General features: G+C 54.8%; 15 protein-coding genes. 1 reads left to right on the forward strand and 14 read right to left on the reverse strand.

Annotated elements, in window-relative coordinates:
• Positions 1 to 108: 108 nt before the first annotated feature.
• The 4 genes from pssA to trxC all read right to left on the reverse strand — a co-directional run bounded on the left by pssA (position 109) and on the right by trxC (position 5,558).
• Positions 109 to 1,464, reverse strand: a complete 1,356-nt coding sequence (gene pssA, locus AC2A1E_RS20635; protein WP_484385315.1) for a CDP-diacylglycerol--serine O-phosphatidyltransferase — start codon at positions 1,462 to 1,464, stop codon at positions 109 to 111.
• Positions 1,465 to 1,615: 151 nt separating this feature from the next.
• On the reverse strand, positions 1,616 to 4,267 hold the full coding sequence (locus tag AC2A1E_RS20640) for a bifunctional acetate--CoA ligase family protein/GNAT family N-acetyltransferase (protein ID WP_484385316.1): 2,652 nt from the start codon (positions 4,265 to 4,267) through the stop codon (positions 1,616 to 1,618).
• 55 nt (positions 4,268 to 4,322) lie between these two features.
• Positions 4,323 to 5,027 (reverse strand): tRNA-uridine aminocarboxypropyltransferase, encoded by a 705-nt coding sequence (locus AC2A1E_RS20645; RefSeq protein ID WP_484385317.1) that lies wholly within the window; start codon positions 5,025 to 5,027, stop codon positions 4,323 to 4,325.
• Between the two features lie 111 nt (positions 5,028 to 5,138).
• On the reverse strand, positions 5,139 to 5,558 hold the full coding sequence (gene trxC / locus AC2A1E_RS20650) for a thioredoxin TrxC (protein WP_473188296.1): 420 nt from the start codon (positions 5,556 to 5,558) through the stop codon (positions 5,139 to 5,141).
• A gap of 196 nt (positions 5,559 to 5,754) precedes the next feature.
• On the opposite strand from trxC, the gene AC2A1E_RS20655 reads away from it, so the two are divergent.
• Entirely contained in the window at positions 5,755 to 6,846 is a 1,092-nt protein-coding gene (locus AC2A1E_RS20655; RefSeq protein ID WP_484385318.1) for a tRNA/rRNA methyltransferase, read from the forward strand.
• A 58-nt stretch (positions 6,847 to 6,904) separates the two neighbouring features.
• Here AC2A1E_RS20655 and emrB read toward each other — a convergent pair whose 3' ends face one another.
• From emrB to AC2A1E_RS20705, 10 genes are all read right to left on the reverse strand, one after another.
• Positions 6,905 to 8,440 carry a multidrug efflux MFS transporter permease subunit EmrB gene (gene emrB, locus AC2A1E_RS20660; RefSeq protein ID WP_484385319.1) on the reverse strand — a complete coding sequence of 512 codons (1,536 nt, stop codon included), beginning with the start codon at positions 8,438 to 8,440 and terminating at the stop codon, positions 6,905 to 6,907.
• A gap of 17 nt (positions 8,441 to 8,457) precedes the next feature.
• Positions 8,458 to 9,630, reverse strand: coding sequence for a multidrug efflux MFS transporter periplasmic adaptor subunit EmrA (gene emrA / locus AC2A1E_RS20665; protein WP_484385320.1), 1,173 nt, complete (start codon positions 9,628 to 9,630; stop codon positions 8,458 to 8,460).
• Positions 9,631 to 9,664: 34 nt separating this feature from the next.
• Entirely contained in the window at positions 9,665 to 11,113 is a 1,449-nt protein-coding gene (locus tag AC2A1E_RS20670) for an efflux transporter outer membrane subunit (protein ID WP_484385321.1), read from the reverse strand.
• A gap of 22 nt (positions 11,114 to 11,135) precedes the next feature.
• A complete protein-coding gene (gene mprA / locus AC2A1E_RS20675) occupies positions 11,136 to 11,657 on the reverse strand; it encodes a transcriptional repressor MprA (protein ID WP_473188292.1) in 522 nt (173 codons plus the stop codon).
• A gap of 525 nt (positions 11,658 to 12,182) precedes the next feature.
• Positions 12,183 to 13,382 carry an MFS transporter gene (locus AC2A1E_RS20680; RefSeq protein WP_484385322.1) on the reverse strand — a complete coding sequence of 400 codons (1,200 nt, stop codon included), beginning with the start codon at positions 13,380 to 13,382 and terminating at the stop codon, positions 12,183 to 12,185.
• Between the two features lie 153 nt (positions 13,383 to 13,535).
• Positions 13,536 to 14,537 (reverse strand): glycine betaine/L-proline ABC transporter substrate-binding protein ProX, encoded by a 1,002-nt coding sequence (proX, locus tag AC2A1E_RS20685; protein ID WP_484385323.1) that lies wholly within the window; start codon positions 14,535 to 14,537, stop codon positions 13,536 to 13,538.
• A 190-nt stretch (positions 14,538 to 14,727) separates the two neighbouring features.
• Positions 14,728 to 15,840: a glycine betaine/L-proline ABC transporter permease ProW gene (gene proW, locus AC2A1E_RS20690; RefSeq protein WP_484385324.1), complete on the reverse strand. Its 1,113-nt coding sequence runs from the start codon at positions 15,838 to 15,840 to the stop codon at positions 14,728 to 14,730.
• On the reverse strand, positions 15,833 to 17,035 hold the full coding sequence (gene proV, locus AC2A1E_RS20695) for a glycine betaine/L-proline ABC transporter ATP-binding protein ProV (RefSeq protein ID WP_484385325.1): 1,203 nt from the start codon (positions 17,033 to 17,035) through the stop codon (positions 15,833 to 15,835). The genes proW and proV overlap by 8 nt, the downstream gene beginning before the upstream one ends.
• 310 nt (positions 17,036 to 17,345) lie before the next feature.
• Positions 17,346 to 18,146 carry a DeoR/GlpR family DNA-binding transcription regulator gene (locus AC2A1E_RS20700; protein ID WP_484385326.1) on the reverse strand — a complete coding sequence of 267 codons (801 nt, stop codon included), beginning with the start codon at positions 18,144 to 18,146 and terminating at the stop codon, positions 17,346 to 17,348.
• A 37-nt stretch (positions 18,147 to 18,183) separates the two neighbouring features.
• Positions 18,184 to 19,080: a sugar kinase gene (locus tag AC2A1E_RS20705; protein WP_484385327.1), complete on the reverse strand. Its 897-nt coding sequence runs from the start codon at positions 19,078 to 19,080 to the stop codon at positions 18,184 to 18,186.
• Positions 19,081 to 19,223: the final 143 nt, after the last annotated feature.

Raw genomic sequence — 19,223 nt, forward strand, 5'->3', positions numbered from 1 at the left:
ATGTGCTAAAAACAGCTCTGTAGCTTAGCGTGCGCGATGACCAATGCTGGGTTCATTGCGTACAAAAAAGCCCGGCACTGCCGGGCTGCGCTGAAGATTATAGCGAGGTTACAATATACGGCTAATCAATCTATCGATACGAATACGGCGTAAGCGGCGGATCAGTTTGCGTACTTTCACCGGATATTGCTGGATGCTCTGCAGATCGAGATAATTATCGACCACAGTGGTATGAGTCCGGATCATCTCTAGCTCTTTGTGACGCTGTTCCTTCGTTTCCTGTTTAGGATCGTGGATCAGGATCGCATTCTCTAAATCCAGCCGCCAGGCGCGCGGGTTAAGATTGTTCCCCGTGATTAACTGCCACTCATCATCCACCCACATGCCTTTCAGGTGATAACTGTTATCGCCGTCTTTCCACAGGCGCACGATAAGTTGCCCAGTATCGACATAGCGCTGTAGGCGGCTCAGGAAACGGCGCAGATTGATTTCGTACAGATAGGGCAGTGCGCCGATAATTTTGAACGGCTGATCTTCAGGAATGTAAAAATCATTAGCGGTTTTATCGCCTACGATAATTTCCACCTGCTTCCCTTGGCGTAACAGATAAATGATATTGCGCACCAGCAGGGCTGGCAGGTTGAAATAAGGCGTGCACAGCGTCAGCTTCTGATCGGCACTGGCCATCAGATGATGAATGGTTTTATTCAGTATGCTCTGTTTACCCAGCCCGACCAGCGGAGTTACCGCCAGTTCATCATTGCCAGCATTACCGCGAAACTGATAACTGGCGCGACGCAGGGCAAAGCGGAACAGGCGGGTTTCGTTCTTGATCTCTGGGCTTTTTGGCCGATCGTCACGATCAAGGCGCTGCACGGCACCGGCGATCAGCAGGTGTTGCTTGATGTAATCGAGCAAGGTATCAGCCAGTATCGCGTTGGTGATTAACTGGTAGCGATCGTATCGGTACTTATCGTGTTGATGCAGATAGACATCATTAATACTGGCGCCGCTGTAAATAACGGTATCGTCAATCACAAAGCCCTTTAAATGCAACACGCCCAAGGCTTCACGGGTATTAACCGGAACGCCGTAAACCGGAACCGAAATCTGTGGGTGCTTTGCTGCCATAGCGCAGTACCAATCCGCATTGGTATTGGTTGCCGCCGCACCGATACGCCCACGTTGTGCGCGATGCCAGTCGACCAGAACACAAATTTCCAACTCTGGCCGCTGCTGTTTGGCCTGATAAAGTGCTTCAAGGATATCGCGGCCAGCATCATCATGCTCCAGATAGAGCGCGACCAGATAAATACGCGTTGTAGCATTAGCGATCGATTCCAGCAGCGTGGTGCGGAAATCTGCAGGCGCATAAAGGGTACGGACATCAGCAACCGTCTGGGGGAGTTTGGGCAGTTGTGCAAGGTGTTGTTGATGTTTACTACGTTTAAATTTTGACAACATCACAGTGCGCTTCTTCTCTCATGTTTGGATGGCCGGAATGCCACTCGCATTAAAACCGTCATTCGAATAACCGGGGATAATACCACTACTTGCCCCATTGCGCGTATTTTTTGGCGTTAAGTTATGGATTCGTAGCGCATTGCGGCAGAGATCACGGCGTTACGGTGGTTTGTAGCGGCAGGGTTAAATTGACAATCCCTTCATCAATTTGAACGTCGATCGCAAAGCCAAGCTTTTGCGCGAGCGTCACCATACCCCGGTTATTTGGCATTGTAATCCCGATCAGGCGAGTCAGACCACGTGCGCGGGCGTAGCCGATCAGTTTCACCATGAGTTGCCTGCCAAGGCCTAAGCCTTTCAGATCGGAGCGCACCAGCACGGCGAATTCTGCATCAGTATTATCCGGGTCGGAGAGCGCACGGGTGACGCCAATAATTTCCTCACCGTTACGCACGGCCACGAAAGCCATCTCTCGATCGTAGTCGATTTGCGTCATGTTAGCCAAATCGTCATGGCTAAACTCGTTGATCTCACTGAAGTAGCGGTAGTAGAGATCTTCTTTGGTGACGTGATCGATAAAGTGCTTCAGCGCCGGTTCGTCCTCCGGCAGGATCGGGCGGAACAGACATTGTGAACCATCCTTCAATATGATGGTTTCTTCCAGTTCATGCGGATATGGGCGGATGGCCAGCCGCGTTTGTGGATCGCCGCTGAAAGGAGCGAGCTGCATTGACACATCCAGCAGGGTGAATTCGCTGCCAGAAGCCAATACCGGATGAATATCCAAACGTGAGATCTGCGGGCAATCCAGGATCAGGTTGGATACCTGAACTAACAGACGGCTTAACCCAGGAATGTCGAGCGGGCGCAAGGCACTGCGGCTACGGATTTTACCCCCTTTCACCGCCTGCAAGACCAGATAGCGCGCCAGCGCCATATTCAACGGCGGTAGTGCGACGGCAACCTGATTCTCTTGCCGCCATTCGACCCCGCCTTCCCCGAGCATAATCAGCGGTCCGAAGATGGCGTCTTGTTCTACGGCAATATGTAATTCCTGCGCCCCGGCCCGATTGGCCATGCTCTGTACCAATAGCCCGTGAATACGCGCCTGTGGGTAAGTACGTTTCACGCGATCGAGGATCGCCTCTGCCGCGCGCTGTACTTCGATGGCGGTGCGCAGATAAAGCATTACGCCCTGTACTTCAGATTTATGTGGGATATCAGGCGAACGCAGCTTCAGCGCCACCGGATAGCCAATCTGTTCGGCAATGTGCACCGCTTCGGCGCTGTCACCGGCAATCCAGGTGGGTAACGTGCTGAGGCCATAAGCTTGCAGGATCGGCTGCACTTCGTGCGTGTCGAGCTGAGTTGCCCCTTCTGCCAGCGCCCGATCGATCAACCGGTGTGCATCGGCGGTATTGGCGGTGAGCCCGACGGGCAGCGCCGGGGTTTCTTTCAACTGTTTCTGGTTGCGACGGTATTCCACCATATGCATAAAAGCAGTGACGGCACCTTCTGGCGTGCGATAGGTGGGGATCCCGGCTTCGGTAAACTGACGGCGGGCCTCCTGCGAGGAATACTCCCCGCACCAGTTGGTCAGCAACGTAATACGTTTACCGCGCGGGTGCTGCCGTATGGCCTCGATCAGCCGTTCAGCGGTTTCAGTCCCCGGTGATGCCGCGCTAGGGGCGTGGATCAGCAGCAGTGCATCGTAATCGTGGCTATCGAGCAGCGGTTGCAGTACCGCCAGATAACGCTGTGGCGTGGCATCATCACGCAAGTCGATTGGATTGCTGGCCTGGACAAACTCCGGCAGGGCTGCTTTGAGCTTCTCCTGTGTTTCTTCCGTCAGCACAGCCAGCTTGCCGTTGCGCGACAGCAACTCGTCCAGCGCCATGGCTGCTGGCGCTGCGCCATTGCTGATAATCATCAGCCGCTCGCCGCGCAGCGGGTGCATATGGCTCAAGGTTTCCACGGCGGAAAACAGCTCATGGGTATCCTGCACGCGCAGCAAACCGGCACGCTGGATAGCGGCATCATAGGCGGCATCCAGCCCTTGCTGGCTGTTAAGCAACAGCTGTGCCTGCTGGCTGCGGCCGCTTTTGATCACCAGGATCGGTTTATTGCGTGAGGCGCTGCGCGAGGCAGAAAGGAAACGCCGTGCATCGCTGATATTTTCCAGATACAACAGAATGGCGCTGGTTTTGCTGTCGCGCGCCAGGAAGTCGAGCAGATCGTCAACGTCGATATCCAGGCTATCGCCCAGCGCGATGAAATAGGAGAAGCCAACCTCACGCTGCTGTGCCCAGTCCAAAACGGTATTGGCCACGGCGGCCGACTGGGAAATGAACGCCAGTTTGCCTTTCTGAATGGGAACCGGTGAGAAGCTGGCATTGATGCCTTGCCATGGTGCCAGCAGGCCCAGGCTGTTTGGCCCGAGTAACCGCATTGAATAACGCTGTGCGGTGGCTTTGAGTTCGGCAAATTGCTGATGCGGGGCAGAAAGCACGATCGCCGCTTTGCAACCACGCTCACCCAACGCTTCAATCAATTGCAGGTTACGTTGGGCGTTGACGCACAGCACGGCCAGATCGGGGGTCAACGGCAGGCTGGTAATGTCTGGGTAAGCCATGACGCCGCACACGGCTTTGTAACGTGGCGTCACTGGCAAAATCGGACCGCTAAAACCACCGGCCAGCAGATTGCGCATCATCAGATAACCCGCGCGATTAGATTGTTGCGAAGCGCCGATAACGGCAATCGACTTCGGGCGTAACAGTGCTTCTAACCCTCGCTGGCTCATATACGGCTCCTGATATCCCCTGGATATTTGTGTGTATGCGACTTATCGCTTGATTTTAGGTGCTTTGTAGCAGCTTTGCTGTGACCGATGCCTCTGGGCGGTGAGGTTTCCCCGCCAGATACTGCTCGCGGAAATAATTGAAATGCTGAGCAAGGCCAGTTGCGGCCTGCTCGTCCCCCGCCTGTTGCAATAACGCAGTGGCCACTTCGGCGGTGCAGTGCTGCTCGGTGCGGCTGGCTTCGCGCAGTTGATAGCCGGAAGCGGCCAGCACGTTCAGCGAGAAGACCGGGAACCGATTCAGATACGGGCTTTTGCGGAACATCTTGCGCGCTTCAGACCAGGTGCCATCAAGCATGATAAACAAAGGGGGCTTCCCGCCGCTGGGTAATTCACTGAACACCGGGCGATCGGGATCGGCATAGGAAGCCGGGAATACCACGTAAGGCTGGCGGGCAGGATCGTTAATCGCCTCAATGAGTCCTGGATCGATTTCGGTACGCGACCAGAGAAATGCCTGGGTATCTGGCAGAATATCGGCGATCAGGCGGCCGGTATTACTGGGCTTGAGCGGTTCGGCTCCGAACATGATCAAGCAGAAGCGGCTGTTGGCCAACTGCGGTTTAATGGTGGCGCACAGGCAGTTTTGCTGTGGCAGCAGGCAATGTTGACAACGCACTGCGCGGCAGCCGCGAGCCCGAAATGGGCGAGTAGCATTGGCTAAACGGAATTGGCGTAGGCGAAGTACAGCGTTGTCGGTCATAACGATCCTGAGAAAAACCGCTATTGTAGCGCAGAAAAAAGCCCGGCGGGAGAACCCCTCGGGCTTTAACCAGCACGCTAAACAATGGGCGGCGTAGCCAGGTTTTTTGCGTTAAACTAAATCGTTGAGCCAGTTATCAAATGGCGTTTTCGGCATGGCGCCGTTGAGCATATCGACCATTTTGCCTTCACGGAACATCATTATGGTAGGAATGCTGCGAATGTGGAAACGGGCGCTCAGCTCGGGTTCAGCTTCGGTGTTGACCTTCACGAAGCGCACCTTGCCGGCACGTTCTTCGGCCACATCTTCAAAGATAGGGGCGAAGCTGCGGCACGGGCCACACCAAGGGGCCCAGAAATCGACCACCACCGGCAGATCATCCTGCAACAGATGGTCAAGCGTCGCGGCCGTGGCGTTGATCACTTCGCCGCTGAACAATTCATGGCCGCAGCGGCCACACTTAGCGCCATCGGCCAAGCGCTCTTCAGGGACGCGGTTGATGGCATTGCACGCTGCACAAACTGTATTCATGGTTACCTCGGGTGCTGGCGCAGCAGTACAGGCTGCGAATATGTATGCTCAATGTTGCTTATTATCGGCAAAAGCGCTGCATTGAACAAAGTGATTTGTTCGATGAGTGTGATAGTTGCTGGCTTTTACGCAAGTTGGTGGCTTAGCGTACCAACATCAGGTAATCTTCGCGCCCTGCGCGTTGGTGGAGAAGACAATGAACGATTCATTTAGTGGCAAGAACGGTAAGGTCAAAGTGATGTACGTCCGTAGTGACGATGACAGCGGCGACAACCGTAACAAGAACAAACGTCCGGACGGCAAAGGCCGCCCGGCTGATAATGCACGCACGGGTGGCCGTACTACTGGCCAGGATAAATCACGTAGTAATGACCGCCGTGGTGCCGATTCCCGCCGCAGTGAAACCGATCGTCCTCGCCGCCCGGCGCGCACTGAAGATCGCGGTGGTTATGATTCACCGTGGAAAACCGTGTCCCGTGGCCCGGAAGAAGAACCGGCGTTTGATCACGGTGGCATCAGCGGCAAAAGCTTTATCGATCCAGAGCAGTTGCGCCGCCAGCGTGCAGAAGAAACCCGCGTTTATGGTGAAAATGCCTGTCAGGCGCTGTTCGCCAGCCGTCCAGATGCCATCGTGCGAGCCTGGTTTGTGCAATCCGTCACGCCGCGTTTTCGCGAAGCGCTGCGCTGGATGGCGGCTAACCGCAAGGCTTACCACGTGGTGGATGAAGAGGAATTGGCGAAAGCCTCAGGTACCGAACACCACGGCGGCGTGTGCTTCCTGATCAAAAAACGTCAGGGCCTGGATGCGCAGACCTATCTGCAAAACGCCCCGGCAAAAGATTGTGTGTTGGCGCTGGAAGAAGTGGGCAACCCGCACAACCTAGGGGCGATCGTACGTTCGTGCGCGCACTTTGGTGTTAACGCGGTGCTGTTGCAGGATCCGGCCTTGCTGGAGTCAGGCGCAGCGGTGCGCACCGCAGAAGGCGGCGCGGAGCATATCAAGGCGATCAACGCCGATGATTTCCTGTCGGTATTGGATACCTTCCGCAAGGCGGGTTACACCATTGTGACCACTTCCAGCCATAAAGGGACCGCGTTGGCACAGGCCAAACTGCCTGCCAAAATGGTGCTGGTGTTGGGCCAGGAGCGTGATGGCTTGAGCGACAGCGCTTGGCAGCAGGGCGATATGAGCGTGTCTATCGGTGGAACCGGCAAGGTAGAAAGCCTGAACGTTTCGGTAGCGACCGGTATTCTGCTGGCCGACTGGTGGCGTCAGAATCAGGCGTAATTTTTACGCAGGATAAAAAACGGGCGCTCACCAGAGCGCCCGTTTTGCTTTTTGGCGATCAGTGAGCGCCGCCACCGCCGCCGCCGGAACTGAATGGCGGCTTGGCGAACCACACCAACGCCAGCAGGATCAGGAACACGCCCGCAGACAGCCAGAAAATCTCGTTAGCCGAGATAATCAGCCCCTGTGCGGTGATCTCATTGGCGATATACGCCGAAGCCTGCTGCTTGCTCATCCCGAGCTGTTCAAGCTTGGTATACATCTCCTGCGACTGTGGGTTGAACGGGGTCACAAACTCCGTCAACTGCGCATGGTGCATCGATTCACGCTGGGTCCACAAGGTGGTGGTGATCGACGTACCGATAGAACCCGCCAGCGTACGGAGAAAGTTCGACAGGCTCGACGCGGCGGCAATGCGATCGGGCGGTAGCCCTGACAAAGTAATGGTGGTCAGCGGCATAAAGAAGCAGGCGATGGCAAAGCCCTGCACAAACTGCGGCCATGCCGAAGCGCCAAAATCCATCCCCGGTTCAAACGTATAGGCGCGCCAGTAGAAGCACACGGCATACATAATGAAGCTGAAGGTGACCAGGCGGCGCATATCCAGCCGGTTACCGAATTTGCCGATGATAGGCGACAACAGCACCGGGATCAGCCCCACCGGCGCGGACGCCAAGCCTGCCCAGGTGGCGGTATAGCCGTACACCTCCTGTAGCAACTGCGGCAACAGCACAATCGCCCCGAAATACAGCATGTATGCCAGGCTGATACACAGGCAGCCGATGGTAAAGTTGCGCGATTTGAATAACGACAAATCCACCACCGGGTGATCGTCGGTCAACTCCCATACCACCAGGAACACCAGCGCCACCACGGCTACCGTCGTCAGGACGATAATTTCCGTCGAGTTGAACCAGTCCAGCTCTTTACCCTGATCGAGCATGATTTGCAGCGAGCCGATACCCACCACTAGCAGAACCAGCCCAACGGTATCGATCGGTTTGATCTCGGTTCTGGTTTCCCGGCCTTTCAACGTCGACATCGCCGCCAGAATGACAAATAGCCCGATGGGGATATTGATAAAGAAGATCCAGCCCCAGTGATAGTTATCACTGATATACCCGCCCAGAATCGGCCCGAAAATCGGCGCAACGATCACGGTCATCGACCAAAGCGCCAGTGCCATTGCGCGCTTGGCGGGGGGATAGTTGTTCAATAGCAAACTTTGCGACAGTGGGATCAGCGGCCCGGCCACCACCCCCTGGATCACGCGGAAGAAGATCAGCATGCCCAGGCTGTTGGAGATACCACACAGCCAGGAGGCGAGGACGAACAGCGCCGTGGACCACAGGAACAGGCGCACTTCACCGATACGCTTTGCCAACCAACCGGTGATCGGAATGGAGATGGCGTTTGCCACCCCAAACGAGGTGATCACCCAGGTGCCCTGTGAGGTGGAAGACCCGAGGTTACCGGCGATGGTTGGTATTGCAACGTTGGCAATGGTGGAATCCAGTACCTGCATAAAGGTCGCCATAGCCAGCGCGATCGTCATCCAGGCAAGCTGGGCACCTTCAAGCGGTTTTTGTGCCAAGGTAGCCTCCCGCGCGCTTAACCGGCGTTTGCATGGATCACATCGGCGATCATCTGATCAACGGGGGCCAGATCCAGCATCAGTGCGCTGGTTTCATAGCGCGGTTGTTCGCGCACCACGTTGGAGAGTATCTGGCCATCGCGATTGCTGGTGTCGATGGTGACCAACGTCGAAAGGCCGATCCGCAGCGGATGCTCAGCAATCTGCTCGGGATCCAACTCGATACGCACCGGTAAACGCTGTACGACTTTGATCCAGTTACCGGTGGCGTTTTGCGCGGGCAGCAGCGAGAAGGCACTGCCGGTCCCCATATCAATACCCACCACTTTACCCTTGAACACCACGTCACTGCCGTAAACGTCGCTGACTACGGTAGCCGGTTGGCCAATACGCATATTGGCGATCTGGGTTTCTTTAAAGTTGGCATCGATCCAGAGATGATCGGCCGGAACCACCGCCATCAGCGGCGTTCCTGGCGAGATCTGCGCGCCGACCTGCACGCTGCGGCGTGAAACAAAGCCGGTAATCGGGCTGATCACGCGGGTACGTTGCAGCGCCATCCAGGCATCACGCATCTGCGCGGCCGCCTGCAAAATGGCGGGCTGTTTTGCCAGCGGGGTATTCAGCACCATCGCCTGATTGGCGTTGTATTGCTGTACCGCCACTTCCAGCGTCGCTTTGGCACTGTCTACCGCTTCGCGTGCGTGCTGCAATTCTTCGCGACCAATCGCATCCACACTGCCCAGCACCACACGGCGCTTGAGATCGTTTTCAGCCTTGCTCAGTTCAGATTTGCGTAGTGCAATATTGGCCTGATACTGCTTACTGTTGATCACCAGTTGATGCGTTTGGCGCACGCTGTTGGCCAGCGTGGTTTTAGCACGTTCAAACGCCTGTTCGGAGTCGGTAGGGTCGAGCGTCAGCAGAACATCCCCTTTCCGCACGAAATCCGTGCTGTCGAACGTGACACTGTTCACGCTGCCGGACACCTGCGCCATGATTTGCACCTGATTACCGGCGACATAGGCGTTATCCGTTTCCTGATGATGACGCAGCACCAGGAACCAATACACTAAATAGGCCACCCCAATAACAATAAAAATAACCGTCAGCAGCAGCAGCCAAAATTTACGCTGCTTCTTTTTGCCCTTCGGTTGCTGCGAGGGTTGAATCTCCGCGCTTGCACTCATGGTGTTCTCCACGCTCTATATTTATAGGTATTTACTAGGCTTTCGAATCCGCCGCCGGGGCTTGATAGCCACCGCCTAGCGCACGAACCAATCCTATCTTCGCCTGCATCAGATTGCTGTTGGCGCTCAGTTCCGCCTGTTGCTGCTGTAATAGCTGCGTCTGGCTGGTCAACAGTTCGTCGCGCCCGATAATCCCTGCCCGGTATCGGGCGTTAGCGACTCGGTACACCTGCTGTACGGATTCGGCCGCCGCAGCCGCCTGTTGCAGTTGCTTGGCACGGCTTTGCTGAACAGTAATGGCATCGGCCGTCTCCTGTACTGCATTCAGGATAGTTTGGTTATAGGATTCCACGGCTTCATCATAGAGTGCAGATTCCTCACCCAGCTTGCTGCGCAGCGCACCGGCGTGGAAGATCGGCAAAGAGATCGCCGGCATCACGCTCCAGGCTTGGCTCGCCGCTTCAAGCAGATTTGGGCTGGTACCACCGACATTGGTGGTGTTCAAACCGGCAAAGGCTGAAATCGACAGGCTGGGGTAAAACTCTTTACGCGCCGCGCTAACGCGCTGGTTGTATGACTCCACCAGTTGGCGCTGTGCCACGATGTCCGGGCGTTTGCCCAGTAAATCGGCGGTCAGTTCGCCTTGCGGGGCCAACAGTTGTTCTGCGGGTAAGGCGACCGGATGCAGAGACTGCATCGCGTTCGGGCCCTGGCCCGCTAATGCCGCCAGTTGGTGCTTAAGCTGTTCAATCTGTGACTGCAACTGGATGATTTTCTGCTTGGCACCGTCGGCCTGGGCCAGAGTTTGCTGCGGAATATCAACGCCGTAGATCCCGGCTTTGTATTGCTGCTGACGTAGATCGGCCAGACGCTGGTTGTTGTCTACTTCCTGCTGCAACACTTTTTCCAGCGCATAATTTGCCTGCAACTGGTAATAAGCCGAGGCCACCGAACTGGTCAATGTCAGTGCCGCCTGTGCCTGTTCGGCGCGTGCGGCGTCGACCTGGGCGTTTGCTGCGTTCACCCGATCGCGATATTTGCCCCACCAGTCGAATTCGTAGGCCAGATTCAAGCCCAGTGAATTACTGGTTTCATAAATTGGTGATGTCGGGTAACCGAAACCCTGATTGGTGTTCTGCGAGACACGCAGGCGATCGCTGCTGGCGTTGAGATCCAGGTTCGGGCCGTTGGCGGCGCTGGCCTCACCGACCACGCTCTGGGCTTCACGCACGCGGGCGGCCGCCTGTTTGAGCGAGGGCGAGCTTTGCAGCGTTTGGGTCATCAGCGCATCAAGCTGTGGGTCATTCAGCGTGCGCCACCATTGTGGGCTAACGGCCAGTGAACTGACTTTTGGCTGTGCAAGTTGCAGGTGTTGCGGATCCATCAGTTTGGATTGTGGGGCGATATTGTCGGTAGATGCACACCCCGCCAGCAGTAAAACGGCGCACAGCGGGGTGAATCTCCAGTTTAACGGGGATCGCATAAATTAATTACCTGAACAGAAATTAGGGTGATAACTGTTCTGAAACTTCCATCTGATCCAGGCGTGCCAAGAGTTTACGCGTCAGTTTTTCAAGCTGTTGCTGCTCTTCGTCATTCAGCGTGGACCAGAGGAAATGCAGACATTGGTGCTGCGGTGGCAGCAGTTGGCCGATAAACGCCTCTCCGGCAGGAGTCAGATGCAAATGCAGGCATCGGCGGTCATTGTCGCTTTCCCGGCGCTCAATCCAACCGCGTTTCTCCAGTTCATCGGCAATGCGGGTCGCATTAGTGCGTGAAGAACCCAAGGCTGAGCTTAGCTCAGAAGGTTGAATGCTGTGGCTTTCTTGCGCATCCAACGTAATGAGCGCCATAAACAAGGTTTCGTTGATTCCCTGTGCTTTCAGCATTTTATTGCGATTTTCCAGCAGCTTGCTTTGCATGTGCATGCAAAGGCGAGTCAGTAGAATTTCCTGGTAAGGGAAGTTTGCCTGGCGTTTAGCGCGGAAATTAAGCATTTGTTCTATGGGCGTAAACGAACTTTCCATAATCTTTAGCCTCATTAATTTCGTTCGGTATAGTAACGATAGTGATTAATAATGTAAATCTTCAGCAAGGGGAATAATTTAGCAATTCGTGTCATTTGTAAGCCATTTGTAAATGATTAACATCACAATCTATGTGGCTTTGTGAGTAAAGACACAAACTCAGTTTTCCCATCGGTTGAGATACATAAGATTTATTTACTGAATGCAGAAGAGTTCCGCAGCGTTCTGTATTGGCGGAGGGAATGACAAGGGAACAGAAAGCTACGGTAACAGGGTTTTGCATGAGTATTCGGGTCACAGAATATATACCCGCTATTCTTTAATCTGCGGCAATGGGGCGCGTTTTAACCCCATTTTACTGGGGAGTAAACTCCCTGAGATTGACTCAGCCACCATCGATCTGCATTTTGAAGGCTATCGGGTATAGGACACTAATAATTTATCCCGATAACAATACCAGAGAGTTAGTGTGGTTTATACTCTCTGGTATTTAATAAATTACAAAAATAACTATATGTTTGCTAACTAAGAAATTACTGATCCCTGTGGATCATGACGTTTCCCTCGCCACCAGGTCAGCAGGTTCAGCAAGCATAAAACCCCACCAATAGCCGCGACGCCATTCCAGCCCGCATGTTGATAAGCGGTGGCGGAAAGTACGGAACCCAGCGCCCCACCAATGAAATAGCTGGTCATATAGCCCGCGGTCAGGCGATTGCGAGCTTCCGGCATAATGCGGTAAATCACGCTCTGGTTAGTGACATGCACGCCCTGTACCGCCAGATCGAGCACCAGAATGCCGATAATCAAGGCCCACAGGGAGTGTTTCGCCAGTGCGATCGGGATCCAGGATAGCAATAGCAGTATCAGGCCGATGCTGGTGGTCAGCCCGGCTTTACCTTTATCCGCCAGGTGCCCAGCGCGTGACGCTGCCAGAGCACCGGCAGCACCCACCAGGCCAAACAGCCCAATCACCCCTTCGGAATAGTTAAACGGCGGGGCGGCCAACAGGAACGCCATGGAGGTCCACAAGATGCTGAAATTGGCAAATGACAGCGCGCCGATAATGGCGCGGGTGCGCAATAGCGGCGTGAAGCAGAACAGCGAGAAAATGGATTTCAGCAACTGTGGGTAATTGAGGCCAGAATGCAGTTTATAGCGTGGCAAGGCGCGCCACAGGATCAGCGCCATCAGGATCATCAGCACGCTGGCAACCCAGTAAATGGTGCGCCAGCCGCCGATGGCCGCCAGAGCCCCGGCGACGGTACGCGCCAACAGGATCCCCAGCAACAGACCACTCATAATAATGCCGACGGTTTTACCGCGTTTCTCCGGGCGGGCCAGCGTAGCGGCCAGCGGCACCAGCAACTGAGCTACCACCGAGAACAACCCGGTGAGGGCGGTACCCAGGATCATCATGGATAAGGTGCTGGAAGCCGCGGTGATCAGCATGCCACCGGCGGCCAGCAGCGTCATAAACACGATCAGCCCGCGGCGTTCAAACATATCACCAAGCGGCACCAGAAACAGTAGACCCACCGCATAGCCCAACTGCGCGGCAGTGACGATAAATCCGGCCTGATTGACCGACAGGTTAAAATTTTGCGCAATGGTTTCCAGCAATGGCTGGGCATAGTAGTTGCTGGCGACGGCCAGGCCGGTAGCCATGGCGATGATAAGAGTCAATGCCGGGCTCAGGCCCTGATTTTCGGTTTGCGAGTTCATCGGTGTTCAGTCAAAAGAATATTCAGTGGTGCAGAGTATCGGGCAAGGCAGGTTGTTAAAACAATGTTTAATTCTATCTGATTTGAAAGCTGCTGAACGGTTTTGGCGGTTTACCGAGAGCAATAAGGGCGCAGCGCTGCGCCCGTTCAATCATTACTGCTTTGCCGCTTCTGCGGCGGTTTTCACCCAGCCATCGAAGGTTGCCTGGTGGGCTTTGATCCAACCATTGACGTGGTTCTGAATATCCGCTTGAGAGGCTTGCCCTTCATGCATCCGCAGGTTTTGCGCATTCACATCGGCAATCGGCAATTTCATAATGGAGAACAGCTTAGCCGCCGCCGGGTTGGCCTGCGCCCACTGTTTGTTGGCAGCAATCCGCATGGTATTGACCGGGAAACCATAGTTGGCACCGTTTGACAGCGTGGTGTCTATGCCTTTCTGGTCACCCGGCAGCGACGAGAAGGGGACTTGCAGCCAAACCACATCGCGGCCCGGCACCAACACATCACTGACCCAGTAAGGCGTCCAGGCGTAGTACAGTATCGGTTTGCCTTCCTTGAAGCGGGTAATGGTATCGGCAATGATCGCGGCATAGTTGCCTTGGTTATGCTCGACGGTATCGCTCAGGCCGTAAGCTTTAATATGATGGTTAATCATTGCCTCACAGCCCCAGCCTGGCGTACAACCGGTCAGATCCGCCTTGCCATCACCGTTGGTATCAAACAGCTTGGCAATTTTCGGGTCTTTTAGCTGCTCGACGTTGGTGATGTGATACTGGTCGGCGGTTTTTTTGTCGATCAGATAACCCTGTGCCGCACCGTTGACGTAAACCCCTTCGCGATAAAACTTGTCATCGCCACCGGCGGAACGGTACTGATCGGCCTGCAGCGGATCCCAGTTCACGGCGATAAAGGTGGCATCGCCAGCTGCGATAGAGGTGTAAGCCACGTTGTAATCCACCTCGCGGATCTCTTTCACGTCATAGCCGAGTTTTTCCAGCGCTTTGCTGACCAGCAACGTCTGGAAGGTTTCTTCAGAAATGGTACTTTGTACCGGTTGTACTGCAATACCTTTTCCCGGCAAATCAGCAGCGGAGGCAACCTGTGAGCCAATCAGTGTGGTAAGGGCAATTGCCCAGATTCCTGTGGTGCGCATAGTTATTCCTCTAGTTTTTTGATAGCCCGCCGGGGCAAAGCGCCACCGGCGGTAAAGACAGACTACTGACAAAGCCCGTTATTAGGGAGAGCGTGCCGAAGGGGTCGTAGCGGCGTAAGCCGCCGGAGTGCCCCAAGGTGCGCGAGATCCGGGTATCTCGGGCTAAAAGGCTACGTTGTCAGCAGCCTCGTTAGGCTTTTTTGATAAACGGACGCGTCATCAGCCCGATAGGGCCGTGGGCGTACCAGTGGCCGATCCCTTTGCTGCGGCGATCGCGGCCCAGCGATTGGGTAAGGCGATCGAGAATAATCGCCAGAATGACAATCCCGACCCCACCGACGGCGGCCAGCCCCATATCCAGGCGGCCAATCCCGCGCAGCACCATCTGGCCCAAACCTCCCACGGCGATCATCGAGGCGATCACCACCATCGACAGCGCCAGCATCAGCGTCTGGTTAACGCCGGCCATAATGGTCGGCATGGCCAGCGGCAGTTGCACTTTAAACAGCAACTGACGCGGGCTGGCACCGAAAGATTCGGCGGCTTCGATCAGATCTTCCGGCACCTGATTGATGCCCAAAATGGTCAGGCGCACAATCGGCGGCAGCGCGAAGATAATGGTGACTACCACCCCAGGCACGTTACCGATACCGAACAGCATGACGATCGGCACCAGATAAACGAAGGCCGGTGTGGTTTGCATGGCATCAAGCAGCGGCCGTATCACTTTGGCGGCGCGCTTGCTGCGTGCCAGCCAAATGCCCAACGGCAGCCCGATAAGGAGGCAGAAGAACAGCGCAGTGAGCACCAGCGCCAGCGTGACCATGGCCTGCGACCAGGCACCGATCGCGCCGATGGCCACCAGCGAAACCAGCGTTGCGGCACCCATACCCAGGCTGGTGATCTGCCAGGCGATCAGCGAGAACAGCACAATGGCGATCGGTGCTGGCATGCCCAACAGCAACTGCTGGAAACCGCTGAGGATGAAGTCTACCGGCACGCGAATGCCCTGGAACAGCGGGCGGAAATGCTGCACCACCCAGCCGATGCCTTCGGTGACCCAGGAGTCCAACGGTATCCAGGTGTTATGGAAAGGGTCGAGCAGGCTGAAACTTTCTGGCTGAGCCGGAGCGCTGTTCAGCCAGTCTGCCCCTTGTGCGGCCTGAGTGGCGGCATCGTGAGAGCCCACAGACGCTGCGCCGTCTACCGGTGCGCCGGTAGACCAGGGGTCGCTGCTGGTGGCTGTGCTGGCATCGTTAGCTGTTGTGGAAGCAGTCGCCCACGGATCCTGTTGATTACTCATTCGTTGGGCCCTCTTTGTCTAAAGCCTGCAACAGCATGGCCTTGGAAATGATTCCGATATAGTTGTTATTTTCCCCTACCACCGGCACGGCACAGGGTGCTTGCGCTACCAGTGAGATCAACTCACTCAACGGCATATCGGCAGGCACGGGGAACGGGGTATCCAGCAGCGCATCGTCCAGCGTTTGCTTGGCCGCCAGCGCCTGCTTGAGCGAGTCTATCGACACCACGCCGATAAATTTCTCACCGCGTTCAACCACATAACCATAATCCCGATCTTCTTCGCGCAGCAGTTGCAGTGCCGAACGCGGGCCGAAACCGTGGGTTTTACGAATCAGGGTTACCGGGCGGCGCTGGGCGATATCTTTGGCACTGAAAACGTGGCTGACATCCACGCCGCGGAAGAAGGCTCGAACGTAATCATTGGCCGGATTATTTAATATTTCGTCCGGTGTCCCCACCTGAATCACTTCGCCGCCTTGCATAATCGCAATGCGATCGCCAATACGCATGGCTTCATCCAGATCGTGGGAAATAAACACGATGGTGCGCTGATGTTTATCCTGCAATTTGACTAATTCATCCTGCATTTCAGCACGAATTAATGGATCGAGCGCAGAGAAGGCTTCATCCATTAACAATATATCCGGATTATTTGCCAGAGCGCGGGCTAATCCCACCCGTTGACGCATACCTCCAGAGAGTTCATCAGGGTAAGAGTTGGCATAATTTTCCAACCCAACCTGATGCAATGCATCCAACGCTTTTTTCTGGCGTTCTTGTAACGGTATACCCGCTAACTCCATGCCAAAAGCGGTATTATTTAATACGCTCAGATGTGGCATTAAAGCGAATGATTGGAACACCATACTGATCTTATTTCGCCGCACGGTACGCAATGCCGTGTCGGATATTTGGGCGATATCTTCGCCATCAATCAGCACTTGGCCGCGCGTGGGTTCTATCAGACGATTGAGAAGGCGTACCAGGGTGGATTTACCGGAACCGGAAAGCCCCATGATGACAAATATCTCGCCTTCTTCAATGGCCAGAGAGGCGTTTTTTACGCCCAGTGATAATCCCGTTTTTTCCAGTATCTGATCTTTTGTCAGGCCGCGTTTAAGCAGCTTAAATGCCCGTTCGGGGTTTTCACCAAATATCTTATATAAGTTCTTTACTTCGAGTTTAATTGCCATGCAAATATCTGTTTCCTGTGATTAATTATCAAACGATAAAAATGTCCTAATAGAGAATTAAAGTGCTATATACCCTAACATACTGACAATCTGAGACAACCCTTAATGTCGATATAATGGAATATTCGCGGCTTGCAGTATGGGTTAATTGGTTTTGTTTAGAGGGGTTAATATCGCCTAATTATTTGTGCTTCTTGCAGGCAATTAGTGGCTGTAATCTATGGGTAATATTGGCCAATTAATGCACGCATATTAAAGCGCTGCGTGCATTAATTATTCACTGAGAGAGCGGCGGATTTACCGCCTGAATTTAAAGCGTCGGTTCTTCGGCGGCGGCCGATGTCACCACCAGTTCTACCTGCTGCTGTTGCAGCAGTGTTCCCAGTGATAGCGGCGGTGGTGCGTCGGTAAATAACGCCGTTACCTGGCGGGTATTACCAATTTCTACCGCTGCGGAAGTGTGGAATTTAGTGTGATCCGCCGCCAGCAGAATATGGCGTGAATGGGCCATCATCGCTTTCGCTACGCTGGACTCGTTGACATCAAATTCCAGCAGATCGCCATTCGTCTCGATCGCCCCCACGCTGGTGATCAGATAATCGGCGCGAAACCCTTCAACAAAAGTCACCGCGCTGGGGCCGATAATGCCGCCGTTATTCGGCCGCAACGTGCCGCCCGGTACCATCACCTCAAACTCAGTATTTTTATACAGAATATGCGCCACTCGCAGGCTGTTGGTGATAATCCGCAGGTGACTGTGGTTCATCAGCGCGCGGGCGATATGTTCAACCGTGGTGCCGATAGTGATAAATACCGTAGAGCGATCGGGAATGTAATCGGCGATCGCCTCCGCAATGGCGATTTTTTCTTCGGTGTAAGAGAGTTCACGCTGCTCAAAAGCAGTGTTAACCACGCTGGAGGCGCGCCCCGCGCCGCCGTGGTGGCGGGTAATCAGCCCCTGTTCGCTCAGCTTGCGGATATCGCGCCGTACCGTCTGGGTTGAAACCGCCAGCAACTGGGCCAGTTCGTCGATGTTCATGTAGCCGCGTTTGGCGATCAACTGAATCAGCTGATCGTGGCGCGGGTTGCCGGTAAGTTCAGTCAGACTCATGTTCAGCTCTCTTCAATATTGTCATCAGTTGATCATTTTATACAAAACTGTCCAGGAAAGAGTCTGTTTGATCACAGTTGGGGATGCCTGCGCGCCCGCCGGGGCGGGTACACTTCAGCGCGGCAACAGCATTGGCATAGCGTACCGCCTGCGCAATATCCGGCTGCGAACCCAGCGCTACCGCCAGCGCACCGTGGAAAACGTCGCCAGCGCCGGTGGTATCTACCACTTCAACCTTAAAGCCTGGCTGATGTTTTAGCCGATCGTTTTCCAGCCAGAAGCAGCCCTGCTTCCCCTGTGTGACATAAACCTGTCCGTTTTTGTCATTTTTTGCTAACCGTAACCCTTTTTCAACCTCAGTTGCTCCGGTCATACGCACTAATCCTGGCTCGGAGAAGGCGGCGTGATCGGCCAATGCCACCAGCGGGCGGATGTCCTGCGGCGTCACATCGGCATCCAGCAGCGTAGTGACCCCGGCACGCCGTGCCTGCGTAAAGGCCGCCAGCGCCCCCTGATGCCAGCGTACATCCGCCAGCACCACGTCGTACTGGCTAAAGTCGATCTCGCTCAGCCAGTCAGCGTCCTCTGGCAGATCCGGGCTCGGGTGGTTGATGATAATTCGTTCCCCTTGCGCATCCACCAGCACCGCCGACTGTGACGATCGCGCCTGTGGATAGCGGCGGGTGTAACCGACATTGACGCCATAGCTGGCTAACTCTGCCAGCAAAACCTGCCCGGTGACGTCGTCGCCAATGCGGCCAATGAAATCGACTTTCGCCCCCAGTCTGGCAGCCGCAACGGCGGCGGTTGCCGCCGGGCCACCGCCGATTTCACGGTAATCGTTGGCGACATATTTCCCGCCCCCCTGCGGCAATTTTTCTACGTAATACAAACGGTCTTGCACCGTAATACCTACACAGGCAATGCGAGTCATGGTCTGAGTCCTCTGTTGTTGCCAAAACGGTTTTCGCCAAAAAGTGGCGGCCGATCACGATGCCACCATTTTAATTTTCTCAAATGTTAAAAGAGTGACGCGTGTCAATTTTTTGACTATAAATTACAAATACGATCAAAAAC

It is taken from the genome of Serratia sp. HNCC26DJ206 (genome assembly GCF_057180605.1).

Coding starts and splice junctions, on each gene's coding strand:
- mprA (WP_473188292.1), bottom strand. CDS start 11,657: ATGGAAAGTTCGTTTACGCCCATAGAACAAATGCTTAATTTCCGCGCT.
- AC2A1E_RS20705 (WP_484385327.1), bottom strand. CDS start 19,080: ATGACTCGCATTGCCTGTGTAGGTATTACGGTGCAAGACCGTTTGTAT.
- AC2A1E_RS20670 (WP_484385321.1), bottom strand. CDS start 11,113: ATGCGATCCCCGTTAAACTGGAGATTCACCCCGCTGTGCGCCGTTTTA.
- proX (WP_484385323.1), bottom strand. CDS start 14,537: ATGCGCACCACAGGAATCTGGGCAATTGCCCTTACCACACTGATTGGC.
- AC2A1E_RS20680 (WP_484385322.1), bottom strand. CDS start 13,382: ATGAACTCGCAAACCGAAAATCAGGGCCTGAGCCCGGCATTGACTCTT.
- emrA (WP_484385320.1), bottom strand. CDS start 9,630: ATGAGTGCAAGCGCGGAGATTCAACCCTCGCAGCAACCGAAGGGCAAA.
- AC2A1E_RS20700 (WP_484385326.1), bottom strand. CDS start 18,146: ATGAGTCTGACTGAACTTACCGGCAACCCGCGCCACGATCAGCTGATT.
- AC2A1E_RS20640 (WP_484385316.1), bottom strand. CDS start 4,267: ATGAGCCAGCGAGGGTTAGAAGCACTGTTACGCCCGAAGTCGATTGCC.
- proV (WP_484385325.1), bottom strand. CDS start 17,035: ATGGCAATTAAACTCGAAGTAAAGAACTTATATAAGATATTTGGTGAA.
- proW (WP_484385324.1), bottom strand. CDS start 15,840: ATGAGTAATCAACAGGATCCGTGGGCGACTGCTTCCACAACAGCTAAC.
- pssA (WP_484385315.1), bottom strand. CDS start 1,464: ATGTTGTCAAAATTTAAACGTAGTAAACATCAACAACACCTTGCACAA.
- trxC (WP_473188296.1), bottom strand. CDS start 5,558: ATGAATACAGTTTGTGCAGCGTGCAATGCCATCAACCGCGTCCCTGAA.
- AC2A1E_RS20645 (WP_484385317.1), bottom strand. CDS start 5,027: ATGACCGACAACGCTGTACTTCGCCTACGCCAATTCCGTTTAGCCAAT.
- AC2A1E_RS20655 (WP_484385318.1), top strand. CDS start 5,755: ATGAACGATTCATTTAGTGGCAAGAACGGTAAGGTCAAAGTGATGTAC.